This window comes from Streptomyces sp. GQFP, assembly GCF_021545335.1.
Taxonomy (GTDB): domain Bacteria; phylum Actinomycetota; class Actinomycetes; order Streptomycetales; family Streptomycetaceae; genus Streptomyces.
On record NZ_CP089312.1, the window covers coordinates 1,915,787 to 1,931,193 of the forward strand.

Annotated in this window: 14 protein-coding genes and 1 pseudogene; 5 read left to right on the forward strand and 10 right to left on the reverse strand. The window is 69.9% G+C overall.

What is annotated here, in order from left to right; all coding sequences use genetic code 11:
- Positions 1-141: 141 nt before the first annotated feature.
- The 7 genes from LUX31_RS08385 to LUX31_RS08415 all read right to left on the reverse strand — a co-directional run bounded on the left by LUX31_RS08385 (position 142) and on the right by LUX31_RS08415 (position 6,712).
- On the reverse strand, positions 142-906 hold the full coding sequence (locus tag LUX31_RS08385; RefSeq protein ID WP_235474147.1) for an ABC transporter ATP-binding protein: 765 nt from the start codon (positions 904-906) through the stop codon (positions 142-144).
- A gap of 32 nt (positions 907-938) precedes the next feature.
- Positions 939-1,847: an ABC transporter permease gene (locus tag LUX31_RS08390; protein ID WP_235474148.1), complete on the reverse strand. Its 909-nt coding sequence runs from the start codon at positions 1,845-1,847 to the stop codon at positions 939-941.
- Positions 1,844-2,749 carry an ABC transporter permease gene (locus tag LUX31_RS08395; protein ID WP_235474149.1) on the reverse strand — a complete coding sequence of 302 codons (906 nt, stop codon included), beginning with the start codon at positions 2,747-2,749 and terminating at the stop codon, positions 1,844-1,846. Before LUX31_RS08395 ends, LUX31_RS08390 begins: the two co-directional genes overlap by 4 nt.
- A complete protein-coding gene (locus LUX31_RS08400) occupies positions 2,746-3,675 on the reverse strand; it encodes an ABC transporter substrate-binding protein (RefSeq protein ID WP_235474150.1) in 930 nt (309 codons plus the stop codon). The genes LUX31_RS08395 and LUX31_RS08400 overlap by 4 nt, the downstream gene beginning before the upstream one ends.
- A 103-nt stretch (positions 3,676-3,778) precedes the next feature.
- A complete protein-coding gene (locus tag LUX31_RS08405) occupies positions 3,779-4,975 on the reverse strand; it encodes a damage-control phosphatase ARMT1 family protein (protein ID WP_235474151.1) in 1,197 nt (398 codons plus the stop codon).
- Between the two features lie 114 nt (positions 4,976-5,089).
- Entirely contained in the window at positions 5,090-5,740 is a 651-nt protein-coding gene (locus LUX31_RS08410) for a ScbR family autoregulator-binding transcription factor (RefSeq protein WP_235474152.1), read from the reverse strand.
- Positions 5,741-5,815: 75 nt separating this feature from the next.
- Positions 5,816-6,712, reverse strand: coding sequence for a ScbA/BarX family gamma-butyrolactone biosynthesis protein (locus LUX31_RS08415; RefSeq protein ID WP_235474153.1), 897 nt, complete (start codon positions 6,710-6,712; stop codon positions 5,816-5,818).
- 260 nt (positions 6,713-6,972) lie between these two features.
- Here LUX31_RS08415 and LUX31_RS08420 point away from each other — a divergent pair, with 260 nt between their 5' ends.
- Entirely contained in the window at positions 6,973-7,632 is a 660-nt protein-coding gene (locus LUX31_RS08420; RefSeq protein ID WP_235474154.1) for a ScbR family autoregulator-binding transcription factor, read from the forward strand.
- The gene (locus LUX31_RS08425; protein WP_235474155.1) at positions 7,629-8,480 is read left to right on the forward strand and encodes an SDR family oxidoreductase; all 852 of its coding nucleotides are present in this window, start codon (positions 7,629-7,631) and stop codon (positions 8,478-8,480) included. The genes LUX31_RS08420 and LUX31_RS08425 overlap by 4 nt, the downstream gene beginning before the upstream one ends.
- A gap of 266 nt (positions 8,481-8,746) precedes the next feature.
- Here the strand turns inward: LUX31_RS08425 and LUX31_RS08430 are convergent, their stop codons facing one another.
- Positions 8,747-10,543, reverse strand: a complete 1,797-nt coding sequence (locus LUX31_RS08430; protein ID WP_235474156.1) for a S8 family peptidase — start codon at positions 10,541-10,543, stop codon at positions 8,747-8,749.
- A 462-nt stretch (positions 10,544-11,005) separates the two neighbouring features.
- Here LUX31_RS08430 and LUX31_RS08435 point away from each other — a divergent pair, with 462 nt between their 5' ends.
- Positions 11,006-11,971: a lytic polysaccharide monooxygenase gene (locus LUX31_RS08435; RefSeq protein WP_235474157.1), complete on the forward strand. Its 966-nt coding sequence runs from the start codon at positions 11,006-11,008 to the stop codon at positions 11,969-11,971.
- 33 nt (positions 11,972-12,004) lie between these two features.
- On the opposite strand, the gene LUX31_RS08440 is transcribed toward LUX31_RS08435, so the two are convergent.
- Positions 12,005-12,664, reverse strand: a complete 660-nt coding sequence (locus LUX31_RS08440; protein WP_235474158.1) for a Tat pathway signal sequence domain protein — start codon at positions 12,662-12,664, stop codon at positions 12,005-12,007.
- A gap of 808 nt (positions 12,665-13,472) precedes the next feature.
- On the opposite strand from LUX31_RS08440, the gene LUX31_RS08445 reads away from it, so the two are divergent.
- Positions 13,473-14,204, forward strand: a complete 732-nt coding sequence (locus LUX31_RS08445; RefSeq protein WP_235474159.1) for a DUF6230 family protein — start codon at positions 13,473-13,475, stop codon at positions 14,202-14,204.
- The gene (locus tag LUX31_RS08450; RefSeq protein ID WP_235474160.1) at positions 14,204-14,761 is read left to right on the forward strand and encodes a DUF6114 domain-containing protein; all 558 of its coding nucleotides are present in this window, start codon (positions 14,204-14,206) and stop codon (positions 14,759-14,761) included. The genes LUX31_RS08445 and LUX31_RS08450 overlap by 1 nt, the downstream gene beginning before the upstream one ends.
- Here LUX31_RS08450 and LUX31_RS08455 read toward each other — a convergent pair.
- Positions 14,680-15,341: pseudogene (locus tag LUX31_RS08455) on the reverse strand (Type 1 glutamine amidotransferase-like domain-containing protein). The gene LUX31_RS08450 and the pseudogene LUX31_RS08455 overlap by 82 nt on opposite strands.
- Between the last annotated feature and the right edge of the window lie 66 nt (positions 15,342-15,407).

Consider the following 15,407-nt stretch of genomic DNA (forward strand, 5'->3'; position numbering starts at 1 on the left):
GGCCTTACCCCTGCCCCGGACGTGCCATCCACGGAGCGGGACAAGATCACACCATCGCGTGAATCAGGACCGATTCCGGGATTCCGGACGGGTGCTGTGAGTTCACTCGACATGCGAACACTACGAGACTTTCTGCGACTGCTACGAGCCCTCACCCGCCCCCGAGCGCACCGCCCGTCCGACCTGCGCCCTCAGCGCCACGAACTCGGGCAGCCCCCGCGTCCCGATCTGGTCGCGCGGGCCGGGGAGCCCGACCGGGAGGTCGAGGAGGACCCGGGAGCCTGGGCCCGGCGACAGGACGACGACGCGGTCACCGACGTACACGCTTTCGTCGATGTCGTGCGTCACGAAGACGATGGTCGCGCCGTCCGTGCGGTGCACTTCAAGGAGCAGGTCTTCGAGGTCCTCCCGGGTCTGGGCGTCCAAGGAACCGAAGGGCTCGTCCATGAGGAGCAGAGAAGGACGGCAGACGAGGGCGCGGGCGATGGCGACGCGCTGCTGCATACCGCCGGAGAGCTGCCAGGGGTGGCGGCGGGCGGCACCGGCCAGACCCACGCGCTCCAGGATCCGTTCCGCCTCCCCGCGTCGTTCGGCCCGGCCCAGACCGCGGCGGCGCAGCGGCAGCGCGACGTTCTCGCGCACGGTGAGCCAGGGGAACAGGGAGCGCCCGTAGTCCTGGAACACGACGGCGAGCCGGTCGGGCACACCGGAGACGGGCGTGTCGTCGACGGTGACCGTGCCCTCGTGTGCGGGCAGCAGTCCGGCGATGGTGCGCAGCAGCGTGGACTTGCCGCAGCCGGACGGGCCGACGACGCACAGGAGTTGACCGTCGGGCACGGTGAGGCTGATGTCCCGCAGGACGCTGTGGTCGCCGTAGTGCTGGCCGAGGGAGTCGAGGGTGAGCATCCGGATCGGTCACCTGTCCTGAGGGGCTGGGGTCATGTGGGTCGCTTGCTGCCGATCAGCCGCTTCTCGACCGCCAGCAGGCCTGTGTTGAGGAGGTGTCCGAGGGCGCCGAGCAGGACGAGGGCCGCCCATACGGTCAGCAGGTCGGAGCGCGACTGGGCGTCGGTGAGGGTGAAGCCGATGCCGTTGGCGGTGCCCGGCAGCAGCTCCGAGAACACCATGAGGATGAGGGAGAGCGAGAGGCTCAGCCGAAGCCCGGCGAAGATGCGCGGCAGCGCGGAGGGCAGAAGCAGCAGCCAGAGCCGTTCGAACGCGGTCAGACGCAGCACGGTGGCCACTTCGAGCCGCAGCGGGTCGACATTGCGCGCCCCGTCCGCCGTGTTGATCAGCACGGGCCATACGGCACTGAAGACGATCGACGCGATCTGCATCTGCGTACCGAAGTCGAGCACGACGACGAAGACGGGTACGAGGGCCGGGGGCGGGACGGCGCGCGCGAACTGGAGGACCGGGTTGCACAGGGCGTACGCCCGGCGCGACCGCCCGACCGCGATACCCAGCGCAACCCCGGCGACGGCGGCGAGCGCGAACCCGACAGCCATCCGGCCGAGGCTGGGCAGGATGTTGTCGACGGCGGCGTCGGTGAGGAAGAGATGGCTGACGGGGCCGGAGAACCACAGATCGTAGGCGTGGCGTGCGATACGGCCGGGAGGAGGGAAGTAGACGCTGCCGTGCGCACGGGCGGCGAGCTGCCAGACGCCCACGGCGAGGGCGAGCACGAGCCAACGGAGCAGCGCGCCTCGGGCGCGGGAGCCCACACGGGCGGTACGGGAGGCGATAAGGGTGGGGGAGGCAGAACCGGTTCCGGCGGTCCCGGTCTTCTTCTGGGCGGTGTCCGCGCGTGGTGGCTTGTCGGCCGTGGGCCCTGTGCGGCCGCTCATGGGTGAACCTCGTGGTCGGAGACGTCGGTGGCGGACCGCTCGCCACGGACCGACGCGGACGCAGGGCGTGCTTGGCGCTCGCGTGGCCGGTGTTCCGGTGTCCACGGAAACGCTCTGCGTTCACACCGCACGAGCACCCCGTCGATGACCAGGCCCAGGGTCCCGGCCCACATCACACCTGCCAGGACGTCCCGGGTGCCGTCGGTCGCCGTGCCCGCCTGGGCGATGAAGATGCCGAGGCCCTCGCCGAAGCCGGCGAGGATCTCCGTGGCGACGGCGAGGATGAGGGCGATCGCGGCCGAGATGCGGATACCGGCCGCGATGAAGGGTGCCGTGCCGGGGAGTTCGACGTGGAGCAGCACGGAGAGGCGGCCGAAGCCGAAGGCGCGCAGGGTGTCCTTGGCGAGGGGATCGGTCTCGCCGAGTCCGTAGACGGTGTTGAAGAGGATCGGCCAGACCGAGGCGTAGGTGATCAGTGCGACCTTGGTCTCGGTGCCCGAGCCGAGGAGGAGGGAGACCAGGGGGATCAGTGCGACGGACGGCATCGGGCGCAGGAACTCGACGATCGCGCGTACGGCGGCGTCGACGACCGGCACGCTCCCGAGCAGCAGCCCCAGCGGGATCGCTATCGCGCAGGCCAGCCCCAGTCCCAGGGCCCATGCGCGCAGGGTCGCCCCGAGCCCGTCCAGAAAGGCCCGGTCGCCCGCCAACTCCACGGCCCGGGCCAGGACTTCGGACGCCGGCGGCAGATAGCTGCGCCGTACGATCCCGGCCCTGCTCACCGCCTCGCACACCCCGAAGGCGAGGAGCACGCCGAGAACACCGAGCACCGGCTCCTGCCGTACGCGTACCCGACCCCGGCCCAACTCCCGCACCTGTGCCCGTTCTCGTACCCGTTTCACCGCACCAACAGCGTCGCCGGATCGATCGCCTTCTTCAACAGCCCCTGTTTCTCCATCAGTTCGGTCAGCCGGGCGATCTGTGTGGCGTCCATGACCGGAGGGAAGACCGGCAGGTCGATGGAGTTCGCCTGGTCCGCCGTCACCTTCGTGTACGTCGGCACCACTGCGCGTACGGCCGACGGGTCCTCGCCGGCGATCTGCGCGGCGGCCTTGATGGCCCGTTGGAAAGCGGCGAGGGTCTCCGGGTTCTCGGTGGCGTACTGGTTGGTGGTGACGTAGCCGCTGAGGGGGATCGTCTCGACGGGTGGGGACGAGCCGTCGATGAGCACCCTTGCCTTCAGTTCGTCCTGGATGACGCTGTCGAAGGGCTCGACCACGTGGATGGCGTCGACCTGCCCCTTCTCCAGCGCGGCACCCATCTGCGGGAAGGGGACCTGCCGGTATTCGGGAAGCCCGGCGCCCGCCTGCTCCAGGATCTCGTTGAAGGTCAGCGACTGGACGTTGTTCAGGACGTTCACGGCGACCTTGCGGCCCTTGAGGTCGGCGACGGTCTCGATGTCCGAGTCCTTCGACACCAGCACATCCATCATGCGCGGCGCGGCTCTGATCGACTCGGCGACGATACGGATGTCGAGGGTGCCCTTCTCATGGGCCTGGAGGTAGGTGACGTAGTTCGCGCTCGCGACCACGTCGACCTGGCCCTTCGCCAGCGCGGGCAGCGCCTGGAGGCTCTGCTGGACCTGCGTGATACGGACGTCGAGTCCCTCCTTCTCGAACAGACCGCGGTCGCGCGCGATGTAGAGCGCGACGCAGTCGATCAGCGGCAGGGCAGCGACATCGATCCGTTCCTTGCCGTCGTCCGAGGAGGACGAGTCCGAGCCGTCGCCGCCACAGGCCGCGACGGCCAGAGTCAGGGCGGCCAGCACCGCCGCGAGTTTTCCTCTTCCTGGACTTCCCGAACTTTCCGAGCGCAATGGACGTAACGCCATGGGCGCATGCCTATCAAATATTTGACATGATCACCACAGGTCAACGAGCCACCTGGACCACCGCACGCGTACCGCTCGTCCGCCAGCGCTGCCCTTCCGCGGCCACGAGCGCGGTCTCGGTACGGGCGTCGAGGCCGACGATCACGTCCGACTTCAGGGTGCGCAGGGCGGCCACCGGGCCGGGGAAGTACTCGGTGACGTCCGCGAACGGGGTGGTCGGGGGCCGGAGTCGGTCACCGACCAGACGGCGGTAGTTCAGGTCGCCCTTCATCACGGTGACCGTGGCCGAGGCGAAGTCCTCGCGCAGGTCGTCGGGCATCTCCGCGTACGGGAGGGGGGCGCAGGAGAAGGGGTGGGCGCGTACCGTGAGGCGGCCGTCGGCCATCGCGGACCAGAGGCGGTGACCGTACGCGGCGGCCTCGCCCGGAGCGCGGGTCAGCCGGCGCAGGGCGTCGACGACGTCGGCGGTGGTCGCGTCGGAGACGAAGAACGGGTGCGGTTTCACGTGCAGGACGGCGCGTTCGGCGTACCCCCGGGTCAGCAGGTGGTCCAGGAGCAGTAGATCGGGGACGAGTTCACGGCCCGCGTTGTCCGCGACCAGGCACACCGTGCCGGCGTCGCGTCGGGTGGGCCGGAGCAGCGACCAGAGGGACTCGCTGTCGTCTGCGACGAGTCCCGCCGCCTCTCCGCCCTCGTCCGCGCCGGAGAGCCGGAAGCCGAGGTCGGCCCGGTTGCCCCACAACGACCCGTGGAGCAGGGCGCGCGCCTGTTCCTCCTCCGGCCTGCCCACCAGGTCGTCGAGCGCGGCCAGTTCCTCGTCGGTCTCGGGGGCGTCCAGTTCGGCGAGTTTGAAAGGGCGGAAGGGGTCGATCCCACGCCAGGCGCCGGCTCCCCCGTCTCCGCCGAAGTACCCGACCGCTTCGAGGAGTTGGCGGTAGAAGTACCCCTCCGCCCACAGCCACGGCACGTCGAACCAGGACCGGCCCGCGTACTCCCGGGTCCCCCACTCCTCCCACTGCTCCCGGTCCTCGGCCCCGGCCGGGAGCGGTTCGACGGCGCCCTCGGTGCAGTTCTTGAGGAGCGCGTCGAGCGCGCGGTGCTGCTCGGGGCCGTACGGGAAGGCGTCCCGTACCTTCTGGATGAGCGCGGGATGCCGTTCGGCCAGCACGCTCCAGGGGAACGACCCCGGCTCGTTGGAGAGGATCACAGGCGGGGACACGGAGTCGGAGACAGGCATGAGCCTCACGCTACCGCCCCCCTCAGGGGCGCGAGGAACTGCGCGACCAGCCACAACCAACCGGTCACCCGGCACTCAACCGCAAGCCCCTCCCCAGTAGCCGCACGGCCAGTCTCACGCCACCACCCTTATCTCCCGCTCCAGTTGCGCCACCAGGCTCAGATACCGCGCCCGCCTCGGCGTGGGCACCAAGGCCCGGATGGTGAGGCGCCACATGTCCGCCGTACGGCGGGGCTGGCGGGCCACCGGCTCCACCGCTCGGCTCACCACGCGGCTGCCGACGAAGAAGCTGACAAGGGAGTGCGCCATCGCGTCGACGTCGATGTCCGGATGGACGTCGGACTCCTTGACCGCGCCGAGGAGTTTGCCGGACGCGATCTCCGACCACTCGCGGAACGGGTGCCGCAGCGGCGGCCGTACGACGACGTCGCCGGCGGCGAGACGCAGGCCCGCCCGGGAGATCGGGCCCTCGACGGCCATCCTGGTGATCCCGAAGGTGATGCGGATCAGCGCTTCGAGCGAGGAGTAGCCGCGGCCCTCGATGTCCCTGGCCATCCGCCGGGAGGTCCTGGACTGGATCTCCAGGATGGCGTGGGCCAGATCCTCCTTCGCCGCGAAGTGGAAGTAGAGGGCGCCTTTGGTGACATGGGCGTGCTCGACTATGTCGCTCAGGCTGGTCGACTCATAGCCATGGCGGTCGAACAGGTCGGCCGCGGCCGTGATGATCGTCGCACGGGTCTGCTCGGCGCGTAACTGCCTCGCCATCGGCGCCCACCCCTTCCCACACCGTCCCGGCGCTCCCGAACTCCCTGAAGAAAAACGGGATATGCCGTTTGTTTCTTACTGCCTGTACAAGATAGCCGACCGTTCCATGGTGCCCACCACACACTCGAAAACCGTGTGTCCCTCCTGTGTTCCCACCACCTTCAGGGCCCCGTCACCTTGATCCGTGGACTCTATCCAGGTGGGCAGGTCCAGTTCGGCGAACTGATGGAAGGTCGTGTCGAAGGACACGGGTATCAGCCCGCCGTCGGGGCCGGTCCGCGCCAGCGCCGCCTGGCGGGCGGCCTCCAGGAGCAGCATGCCCGGTATGTGATCGAGAGGATGGTCGAAGAAAACAGCATGACCGGTATCAACTCGCAACTGCCAGTCACGATCGTCCTGTTGAGGCGGTGCCAGAACGACGTCCGCCGCCGAGTCCCGGCCCACGTCGGCGGCCGGCAGCCCCGGCGGGACGGGCAGCGCGGTCACGCCGGCCGCCGTACGACCGCCGCGCAGCCTGCTGAAGACGGCGCCGCTGGTGCAGGTGAAGGCGACGTCGGCATGCGCGACCAGCTCGCCGTCCAGCAGTACGTCGGCCGCGTAACGGGCCGAAACCAGGCGCTTGCCTCGATGGCGGATGTCGGAGAAGGTGATGTCGACGGTGGGTTCGGCAGGGACCGGCCCGACGCCCAAGTGCTCGGGGAACGTCGTGATCCGGAACTCCTGGAGCACGAACTGGTGGTCCAGGGGCACCTGGTACTCGGTGTGGTTGAGCAGGGTTCCGGCCTGACGCACGGTCTCCACGACGAGCAGCGGATCGTAGGCCGTCCGGTCGGCCGACACGTGTAAACAGTGGACTCGCGGCCACTGTGCGGAGACGCTGAACCGGTCGGTCTCCGTTCGGGACCAGCCGGTGGGGAACGTCTCCGCGATCGCCGCACGGTGCACGAGTTGGCGCGGAACGCTCGCCGTCATGAGTGGGATTTCGGCAGACTGCGGCACTGGAAGCAATGTCTCTCCCTCGGTCCCCCGAATGGCGTGGCAGACGGAAAGGCGCCCGCTCCGGTGAGCGTTAGAGTACGAGGCGACCGGTTTGTTTTCAACGAGATCAGTCGGTCCGGCCCTATGATCGGCGGTTCCGGCGCACCTGACCACGCGTCGTCACGCACCAGCACGGCACTGAATACGGCACCGAATACGGACACCGGCCAACTGGGCGCCAGGGAGGGGCTCTTATGGCGAAACAGGAGCGCGCCATCAGGACGCGCAGGGCGATCCTGGAAGCCGCGGGCGCGGTTTTCGACGAACACGGCTACACGTCCACGACCATCGCGATGGTCCTTGAGCGGGCCGAGGTCACCAAGGGCGCCCTGTATTTTCACTTTCCTTCCAAGGAATCGCTCGCGCAGGCGGTGCTCGACGAGCAGGTGCCGTTCGGCACGGTCCCGGAACAGCCCTGCAAACTGCAGGAGATCATCGACATGACGTTCGTCGTGGCGCAGCGGCTGCTGACCGACTCCCTGCTGCGAGGCAGCGTGCGGCTGACGGTGGACCAGGCGACGCCCCCCGGGGTCGACCACTCCGGACCGTTCCGGCAGTGGGGGGAGCGGCTGATCGTGCTGATGGAACAGGCTGGCGCCCAGGGCGAGTTGCTGCCCACGGTGAAGCCGCAGGACACGGTGGAGCTGCTGGTGGGGGGCTTCGCGGGCATCCAGTTGATGTCGCGGGCCCTGACCGACCGGGCGGACCTCGCGCACCGTATCTCGGTCCTGTGGTCCCACATCCTGCCCGGCATCGCGGTACCGGGGCTCCTGCTCGGACTGGACAGCCGGGCCGACCGCGGCGTCCGCATCCTCTCCCCGGCCCCGGCCCCGGTCCCGGTCCCCGTCCCGTGATTCTGCTGACGGGGGCCACCGGCACCGTCGGCCGACTGGTCGCCGAACGCCTGGCGGGCACCGGCCCGCTGCGCCTGCTCACCCGCGACCCGCACCGCGTCACCCTCGCCGGTCCCGGAGTCGAGGTGGTGCGCGGGGACTTCGACGACGCCGCCGGGCTGCGCACGGCGCTGGCCGGCGTACGGTCCGCTCTGCTCGTCACCGCGAACCCGCTGGCGCCGGCCCAGGACGAGAACTTCGTGGCGGCCTCCCGAGCGGCGGGGGTACCTCAGGTGGTGAAGCTGTCGGCCCAGGCGGTGACCGACCCCGGGGCCACCGACCTGATCACACGGTGGCAGCGGTGCAACGAGGAACTCCTGCGCGCCTCCGGCCTGGCGTGGACCTTGCTGCGTCCGCGCGCCTTCATGTCCAACACCCTGGGCTGGGCCCGCTCCGTCCGGGAGGAGGGGGTCGTCCGGGGCCCCTACGGCACCTCGCGGAACGCGAACGTCGACCCGCGGGACATCGCCGACGTGGCGGTACGGGCGCTCACGGACCCGGAAGCGCACGCGGGGCGGGCGTACGCGCTGACCGGACCGGCCGGAGTCACTCCGGTCGAACAGACGGAGATCCTGGGCGAGTTGCTGCAACGGCCCCTGAAGTTCGTCGAGTTGACGGAGGACGAGGTTCTGCGGGGGCTGCTCGCCCGTTACCCGGAGGCGGTGGCCCACGCCCTCGTGGAGAGTGCGGCGCGGGGGCGGGACGGGGCCAAGGGGCAAGTGGAGCCGGATGTGGCGGAGTTGCTCGGCCGGCCGGGGCGCTCGTACCGGGAGTGGGCTGCGGAGCATCTGGCGGAGTTCAGCGGGTAGCTCCGCTGGATGGGCGGTTCGTTCGCTGCGGGTAGCTCCGCTGGATCGGCGGTTCGTTCGCTGCGGGTAGCTCCGCTGGATCGGCGGTTCGTTCGCTGCGGGCCGGTGGGGGCTGGTCGCGCAGTTCCCCGCGCCCCTTTCGGGACGCGGGTCCCGCGCCCGACCTCCCCAGGTCATCACGTACGGCACATGACAGCGGCGGGTCGGTAAGCGTCCATCCACGCCTGCCGACCCGCCCGTCTCTGTCACACCTTCAGCTCACTGAATCAGAAGGTGAGCTTCCAGCTGTTGATCGTGCCCGTGTCCGAGGCGGCCACGTCCTGGACGCGGAGCTTCCAGGTGCCGTTGGCCACCTCGCTGGAGGCGTCCACCGTGTACGTGGCGCTCACGTTGTCGGCGGAGTCCGAGGTGCTGGAGGCCTTCAGCGGGTAGGTCGTGCCGTCGGGCGCCACCAGCGTGATGACCAGGTCACCGCGGTAGGTGTGGGTGATGTCGACGCCGACCTGGAGGGCCGAGGGGGCGTTGCCGGTCCGGCCGCTGACGGCGATCGAGGACTCGACGGCGGAGCTGTTGTCCGGGATCGAGACCGCGGTGGTGGAGGAGAAGGTGGTGCCCGTGGTCGTACCGCTCACGGCCTGCACGGTCTTGGTCGCGTCGGCCAGACCGGCGCCGCAGCCGCCCGAGCAGGCGCCGGGCAGGGCACGGGAGTTGGTCTTGATCGCCGACTCGATCTGGGCCGGGGTCAGCGAGGAGTTCGCCGACTTCATCAGCGCGGCGAGGCCCGCGATGTGCGGGGCGGCCATGCTGGTGCCCTGGTAGTAGGCGTACGACTCGGTCGAAGGGCCCTGCGTGCCGGAGTTCAGCGTGGACAGGATGCCGTTGGCGGTACCGGTGCTGGTCTGGCCGCCGGGGGCCGCGATGTCCACGGTGGAGCCGTAGTTGGAGTACGAGGCCTTGGCGCCCGTACGGCTCAGTGCGGCGACCGAGATGACGTTGCTGCAACTGGCCGGCGAGTAGTTGGCCGCGTTGGCGTTGCTGTTGCCCGCCGCGACGACGACCGTGGTGCCACGGCCCACGGCGTTGGTGATCGCCGTCTGGGTGGCCGTGGTGCACGCACCGGAGCCGCCCAGGCTCATGTTGATGACCTTGGCGACGTTGGCGTTGGCCGGGACTCCGGAGACGGTGCCGCCGGACGCCCAGGTGATGGCGTCGATGATGTCGGAGTCGTAGCCGCCGCACTTGCCGAGGACGCGCAGCGGGGAGATCTTCGCGTTGTACGCGATGCCCGCGACACCCTTGCTGTTGTTCGTGGCGGCGGCGATGGTGCCCGCGACATGGGTGCCGTGCCAGGAGGAGTTACTGGAGCCGGTGCCGGTGCCGCACTCGTCGGTGGCGTACCAGTCGCCCGGGTCGGCCGGGTTGCTGTCACGGCCGTTGCCGTCCACCGAGACGGCGGTGTCGGAGATGAAGTCGTAGCCCGCGACGATGTTGGCGGCCAGGTCGGAGTGGGTGACATAACCGGTGTCGATGACGGCGACGGTCACGCCGGTGCCGGTCGCGGTGGTCCAGGCGTCCGGGACGCGCATGCCCGCGGTGGTCTCGAAGAGGTCCCACTGCTTGCTGTACTCGGTGTCGTTCGGGTCGGCCTGCGGCTTGTTGAGGCGGTCCGGTACGACGTAGGCGACCTGCGGGTCGGCCTGGTACTCGGCGATGACGTCGGCGACGTCCGCCTTGCTGAGCTGCTCGCCCAGGTCGACGAGGGCGGCACCGGTGCCGAGGCGGCGCTGGAAGTCCAGGCTCTCGCCGGCCTCCTTGCCCTTCGCGACGGCGTCGGCGTCGGCGGCCTGGTTCGACCTGGCCTCGGCGGCGCCGGCCTTGTAGCCGACGATGAGTCGCTCGGCCGGGACGGCGACCGCCTGTGCGGCGGCTTCCGGTGCGGTGGCGGGAGCGGCGGGCTCCTGGGCGAAGGCGACCGAGGTGGTGGCGGCGGCGACCAGCGCGGCGGAGACCGCGGCGGCGGATATCAGCTTCCGCCCCGTGGCACGGGTGGGTGAGGTACGCAAGGGCTTGCCTTTCGTGGCCGTACTCCGGGCAGCCTGGAGGGCGGCGCGGAGTGGCGGTCGATTCGCTTCGTCGTCGAAGCGGCGGGGGGTGCAGTCGAAAAGCGGCGCGGCGGCCGGCCAAGCGCGAGCGGCCCGTTCCGGGGTTACCTGTGGGGCGGCTGTGGTGGAACAGTAGGCAAAGAGAAGGTCATCCGGATACAGGGGAAACCCTCGATCCGTCCGGTTCCACACCCTCGAACGCCGGAAACCGCCCCTGAACGACGGCCAGTTGACCGGGTTGGGCGAGTTACGGGGGATTGGCGGCGTGTGCGGCGGGGCGAGCGGCGGTGGGTGTGGCAGTCGTGTGGCGATTGAACGCGGTCTGCCCGCTTCCCGTACTGCCCGAAGGCGGACCCGTTCCCGGGCCGCCCCGCAGCAGACCTGTTCAGACCTGTTCCCCCCCTCGGTCGAGGAGACATCCCGATGACCGCCCACCGCCGTACTCTCTCGGCCGCCGCACTCTCCTGCACCGCCGTCGTCGCGGCACCGCTGTTGCTGACGTTGTCGGCGGCGGCTCCCGCCCAGGCGCACGGTGCGCCGACGAAACCGGTCAGCCGTGCCTACGCCTGCTCCCCCGACGGCGGCAGCACGGCCGGTACGGCGGCCTGCCGGGCGGCGCTCACCGCGAACGGCGGGGCGCCCTTCACCTTCTGGGACAACCTGCGGGTCGCGGACGTGAACGGCCGGGACCGCGCGGTGATCCCCGACGGCAAGCTGTGCAGCGGCGGGCTGCCCGACTACCGGGGGCTCGACATCGCCCGCGCCGACTGGCCCACGACCACGTTGTCGCCGGGCGCGCGGCTGACGATGACGTACCGCTCGACGATCCCGCACACCGGCACGTTCAAGATGTTCCTGACGAAGCCCGGGTACGACCCGGCCGAGCCGCTGAAGTGGTCCGACCTGCCGGCCAAGCCGTTCGCCGAGGTCAAGGACCCGTCGATGACGGGCGACGCGTACCGCATCAACATGACGCTGCCCTCGGACCGGACCGGCCGCCACGTCCTGTACACGATCTGGCAGAACTCCAGTACGCCGGACACGTACTACTCGTGCTCGGACGTGGTTTTCCCGAAAGCGAAGAGCGACGGGGGCAACTCCGGCGGCGCCGGCAGCTCCGACGCGTCCGCGAGCACTGCGGCGCAGACCAAGCCCGCCCAGTCCCCCACGCCGACCGATGCGGCCGAGGAACCGTCGAGGACGGCGGAGACGGAAGAGGCGGCGGAGTCCGCCGACTCCGCCGCCCCACAGGCCGGAAGCACCGTGGCCGGCGCCCCGGTGGCGGCCACCACCGACGGCTCCGGACCGCGGTACGCGGTCGCGGGCGGCGCCGCGGCCGTACTGCTCGCCGTGGTCGCCGCCCTCGTCCTGCGGCTGCGCCGCCGGTGAACACCGGCGACCCAGCCGTCCATTGACGGATCGTCAGTTGACGAAGACCGTGGCGTTGCCCTGCGTCACGTCCTGCACCGGGGCGTACTTGGCGGTGAAGTAGCCGCTGCTGAAGCACAGCGACGAACCGGACGTCTTGGTGAACGCCTGGGCCGCGAAGTTGATGCTGTTGTCGGCCTCGCCGGTCGTACCGGTCAGGCTGGGCGCCTGGTAGACGCAGTTGATGCTGCCCAGCAGGGTGCTGAGCACCACGGTCGTCTGGATGGTGGAACCGGAGGCCGGGGTGACGGTGACGGTGCCGTCGGAGCCGACCGCGGTGGTGTAGGGCAGGTTGTTGACGGTCACGCTGGTCACCCCGAGGACCCCGAGGACGTTGCTGGTGCAACTGCCGAAGGTGTGGGCGGTGACCGACTCGGTCGCGGTGCCCGGCGCGGTGGGGTTGGTCAGCACCGAGGCGGTGAAGGTCGACGCCGAGCAGGAGACGCCGCTCGTGCCGGTCGCGCTGGAGTAGAGCGTGGCGGTGGTGCCGGAGGCGAGGGAGGCGCTGAGGACGTCGCCGACGGCGACGGCGTCGCCGGCCGCGCTGCCGACGGTCAGCACGGTGTCGGCGGCGGACGCGGGGGTGACCGCGGCGACGGAGAGGCCGGCGACAGCGGCGGCGAGGGCCAGGGCGGAGCGGGTGCGAGTACGCATGATGCGGGTGCCTCTTTCTGGAACTGGGGGTGTTGGGGGGCGTGTTGGGGGCGTGTTGGGGGTGAGGTGGGGGGTGGTGTCTAGGGGGTCAGGACGTGCGGAAGTACGCGTGGGAACGCGTGCCGCCGCCTGAAGGGCATGGAATGAACCCGAGGACATGGGATGAACCCGAGAGCGCGGGAAAGGAGCCGTCGCCGGCCCGCGACGCCTTCTCCGTACGTGACGGACCGGCAACGACAACCGGCCGGTGACCGACAGGAAGGCTTGGAGGGAGGCTTCCTGGCCGGACCGGGCGGGACAGGGCGACCCGGCGACGGCCCAGGGGGGAAACGGCCGTACCGGTGCCTCGGAGGCGGACTTCGGAATGAGCGTTGAGTCCGGGAAGAGCGGCTTGCACCGCTGCGGATCCGGCGCCACGGATCCGGGGAAACCACGGCAGTTCTAAACCTGAGGAACCGTCAACGTCAAGGTGCAGAGCGGAAGTTGATGTCTCCGATCCAACTTTCCCGTGGTTTTCCGCGCGTCCCTCCGAGCCCTCGGAGACCCCTCTGGACGCCCCGGACGACCCTAGATCACCCCGTGAAGCCACAGGTGGCGCATAATCCGCACCCTTTTTTCACAACTCCCTTGACCCTCCAAAGTAACCACGGGTAACTTCCTCGGCGGCTACTGGTGCGTAACCGTGAAAGCCCTTGCAATCGCCGGGAGTTGCGAGGAGACGGATACCCCAGCTGCTGTCCGCGCCAGGACAACACGCCACTGAAGCCCGACCAGCATTGACGCATTGACTATGCACTTGGGAGCAGCCATGGCCTCGTCCTCGGACGTCTCGTCGTCCGCCGGATCCAACCCCGAGCAGCCGGAGAGCGGTAACGCCTCCGGTGGCTCCGGGGGCTCGGGATCCTCCAACGTGTCCGAATTCTTCGAAGGCGCCGGAAAGGGCGCCGAGCGACGCGGGCGGGTCCGTGGACGCCGCGCCGCCATCATGGCGGTGCCGGCCACCCTGATCGCCGCGACGCTCGCGGTACTCACCGCCGAGGGCGCCCTGGGCGTCCAGTTCGCCATCTCCGGCATGCCGTTCACGGTCACCGCGACCGAGCTGAACGGCACCGGCTTCGAGCAGTTCGGCGGCCTCGACCACATGATCGAGAACAGCCCGAACGAGGGTGACACCGGCGGTCAGGTGCTGGTCATCACCTCCGCGATCAAGAGCGCGTCGCTCACCAAGCTGTGCCAGAGCGTCGACCTCGGCGGCATCAACCTGCTGATCAAGGCCGGCAGCAGCGGCACTCCGGTGACCGCGACCGACCTGACGACCGACTCCACCGAGCTGTCGGGCAACGCGTCGTTCGACAACATCGAGATCGGCAACGATGCCAGCACGCTCACCAAGGCGGGCGTCAAGGGTCCGCGCGGTGTCTTCAGCCAGCAGGCGGACACCGTCCACATCTCCAACCTGCGGCAGACCAACTACGCGACCACGGCCGCGGTGTTCAAGCTGCCCGGGCTGAAGCTCAGTTTCAGCCAGTCGGGTTGCTGATGTCGGCCGACATACGGCAGGGGGTGCGGCCCGCCTTCAGAGCATGGCGGGCCCACCGTCCGTTCCTGGCCGGGGTGCTGCTCACCCTGGGCGGGGCGGAGATCCTGGTCACCATGAAGGTGTCGCTCAAGGTCGTCCTGCACATCGGTATGCAGGGTCTGGCGGGCTATCTGCTGCCGTCGCTGATGATCGTGTGCGGTCTGCTGATCATCTTCAACCCCGCACAACGCCTGTTCTACTCGATCGTCGGCATCCTGCTGACGCTGGGCACATGGCTCACCTCGAACCTGGGCGGCTTCTTCGTGGGCCTCACCCTGGGCGCCGTGGGCAGTTGCATGGCCTTCGGCTGGCTCCCGGACCAGGAACCCCGGGTCAGCCGCCGTCAGCGACGCAAGATCAAGCGGGAGCACAAGGCGGCCGTGGCGGCTCGGACGACCACGGATTCCAAGGCGCCGACGACAACGACGGACGACGGTCAGGACGACACCGGAGAGGGCAGCCTGCGCGGCTCGATGCGCTCCTCCACCGTCGACTCCCCTTCACACCTGACGACATAGGCACCCTTGCCCGGCAACTCCGCGACTGCCTCGACGAGTTCGGTCCCTCGGTAGACGAGGCCGACCCCGTCGTCGGTGCAGTGCGTGGTGGGCAGGGTGCCGTCGGCAACCAGCGTGTGGACGAGCGGGCGGCGGCCCGCGTCGCTGTCGTAGTGGAGCCCGTTGCCGTACGGCAGAAACCCCAACGCGTCGGTGAGCGGCCGGAGTTCGGGGCCGAAGGAGTCGGTGGTGCCACCCCTGAACCAGCAGAGGGAGCCCGCGCTCAGCCGCTGAGCACCACGCCGGCCTCCCAGGCGCGCCGCATGATCCGGTCGAGGCCGTGCACCCGCCACACCGCCAGCAGGTTCGCGACCGAGCCGCCCATGACCCAGACGACGTCCTGTTCGAGCACCGCGCCCTCGACGTCGTCCACGTTCGGCATGGGGAAGAGCTGCAGCGGCGTGAGGTCGAAGCCCGCGACCCGGGCGGCCTCGCCCATGCGGGCGGCGTAGTGCTCGGCGTCCCCGATCGCCGTACCGACGTACAGAACGCGCGGCCTGCGGCCGTGGGCTCCGGAGAGATCGACGGCGTCTCGCCGCACTCTGCTTCCCGGGCGCGGAGCGGCGCTGCGGCTTGCCCCGCGGAGCCGAATGTGACGAACACACGT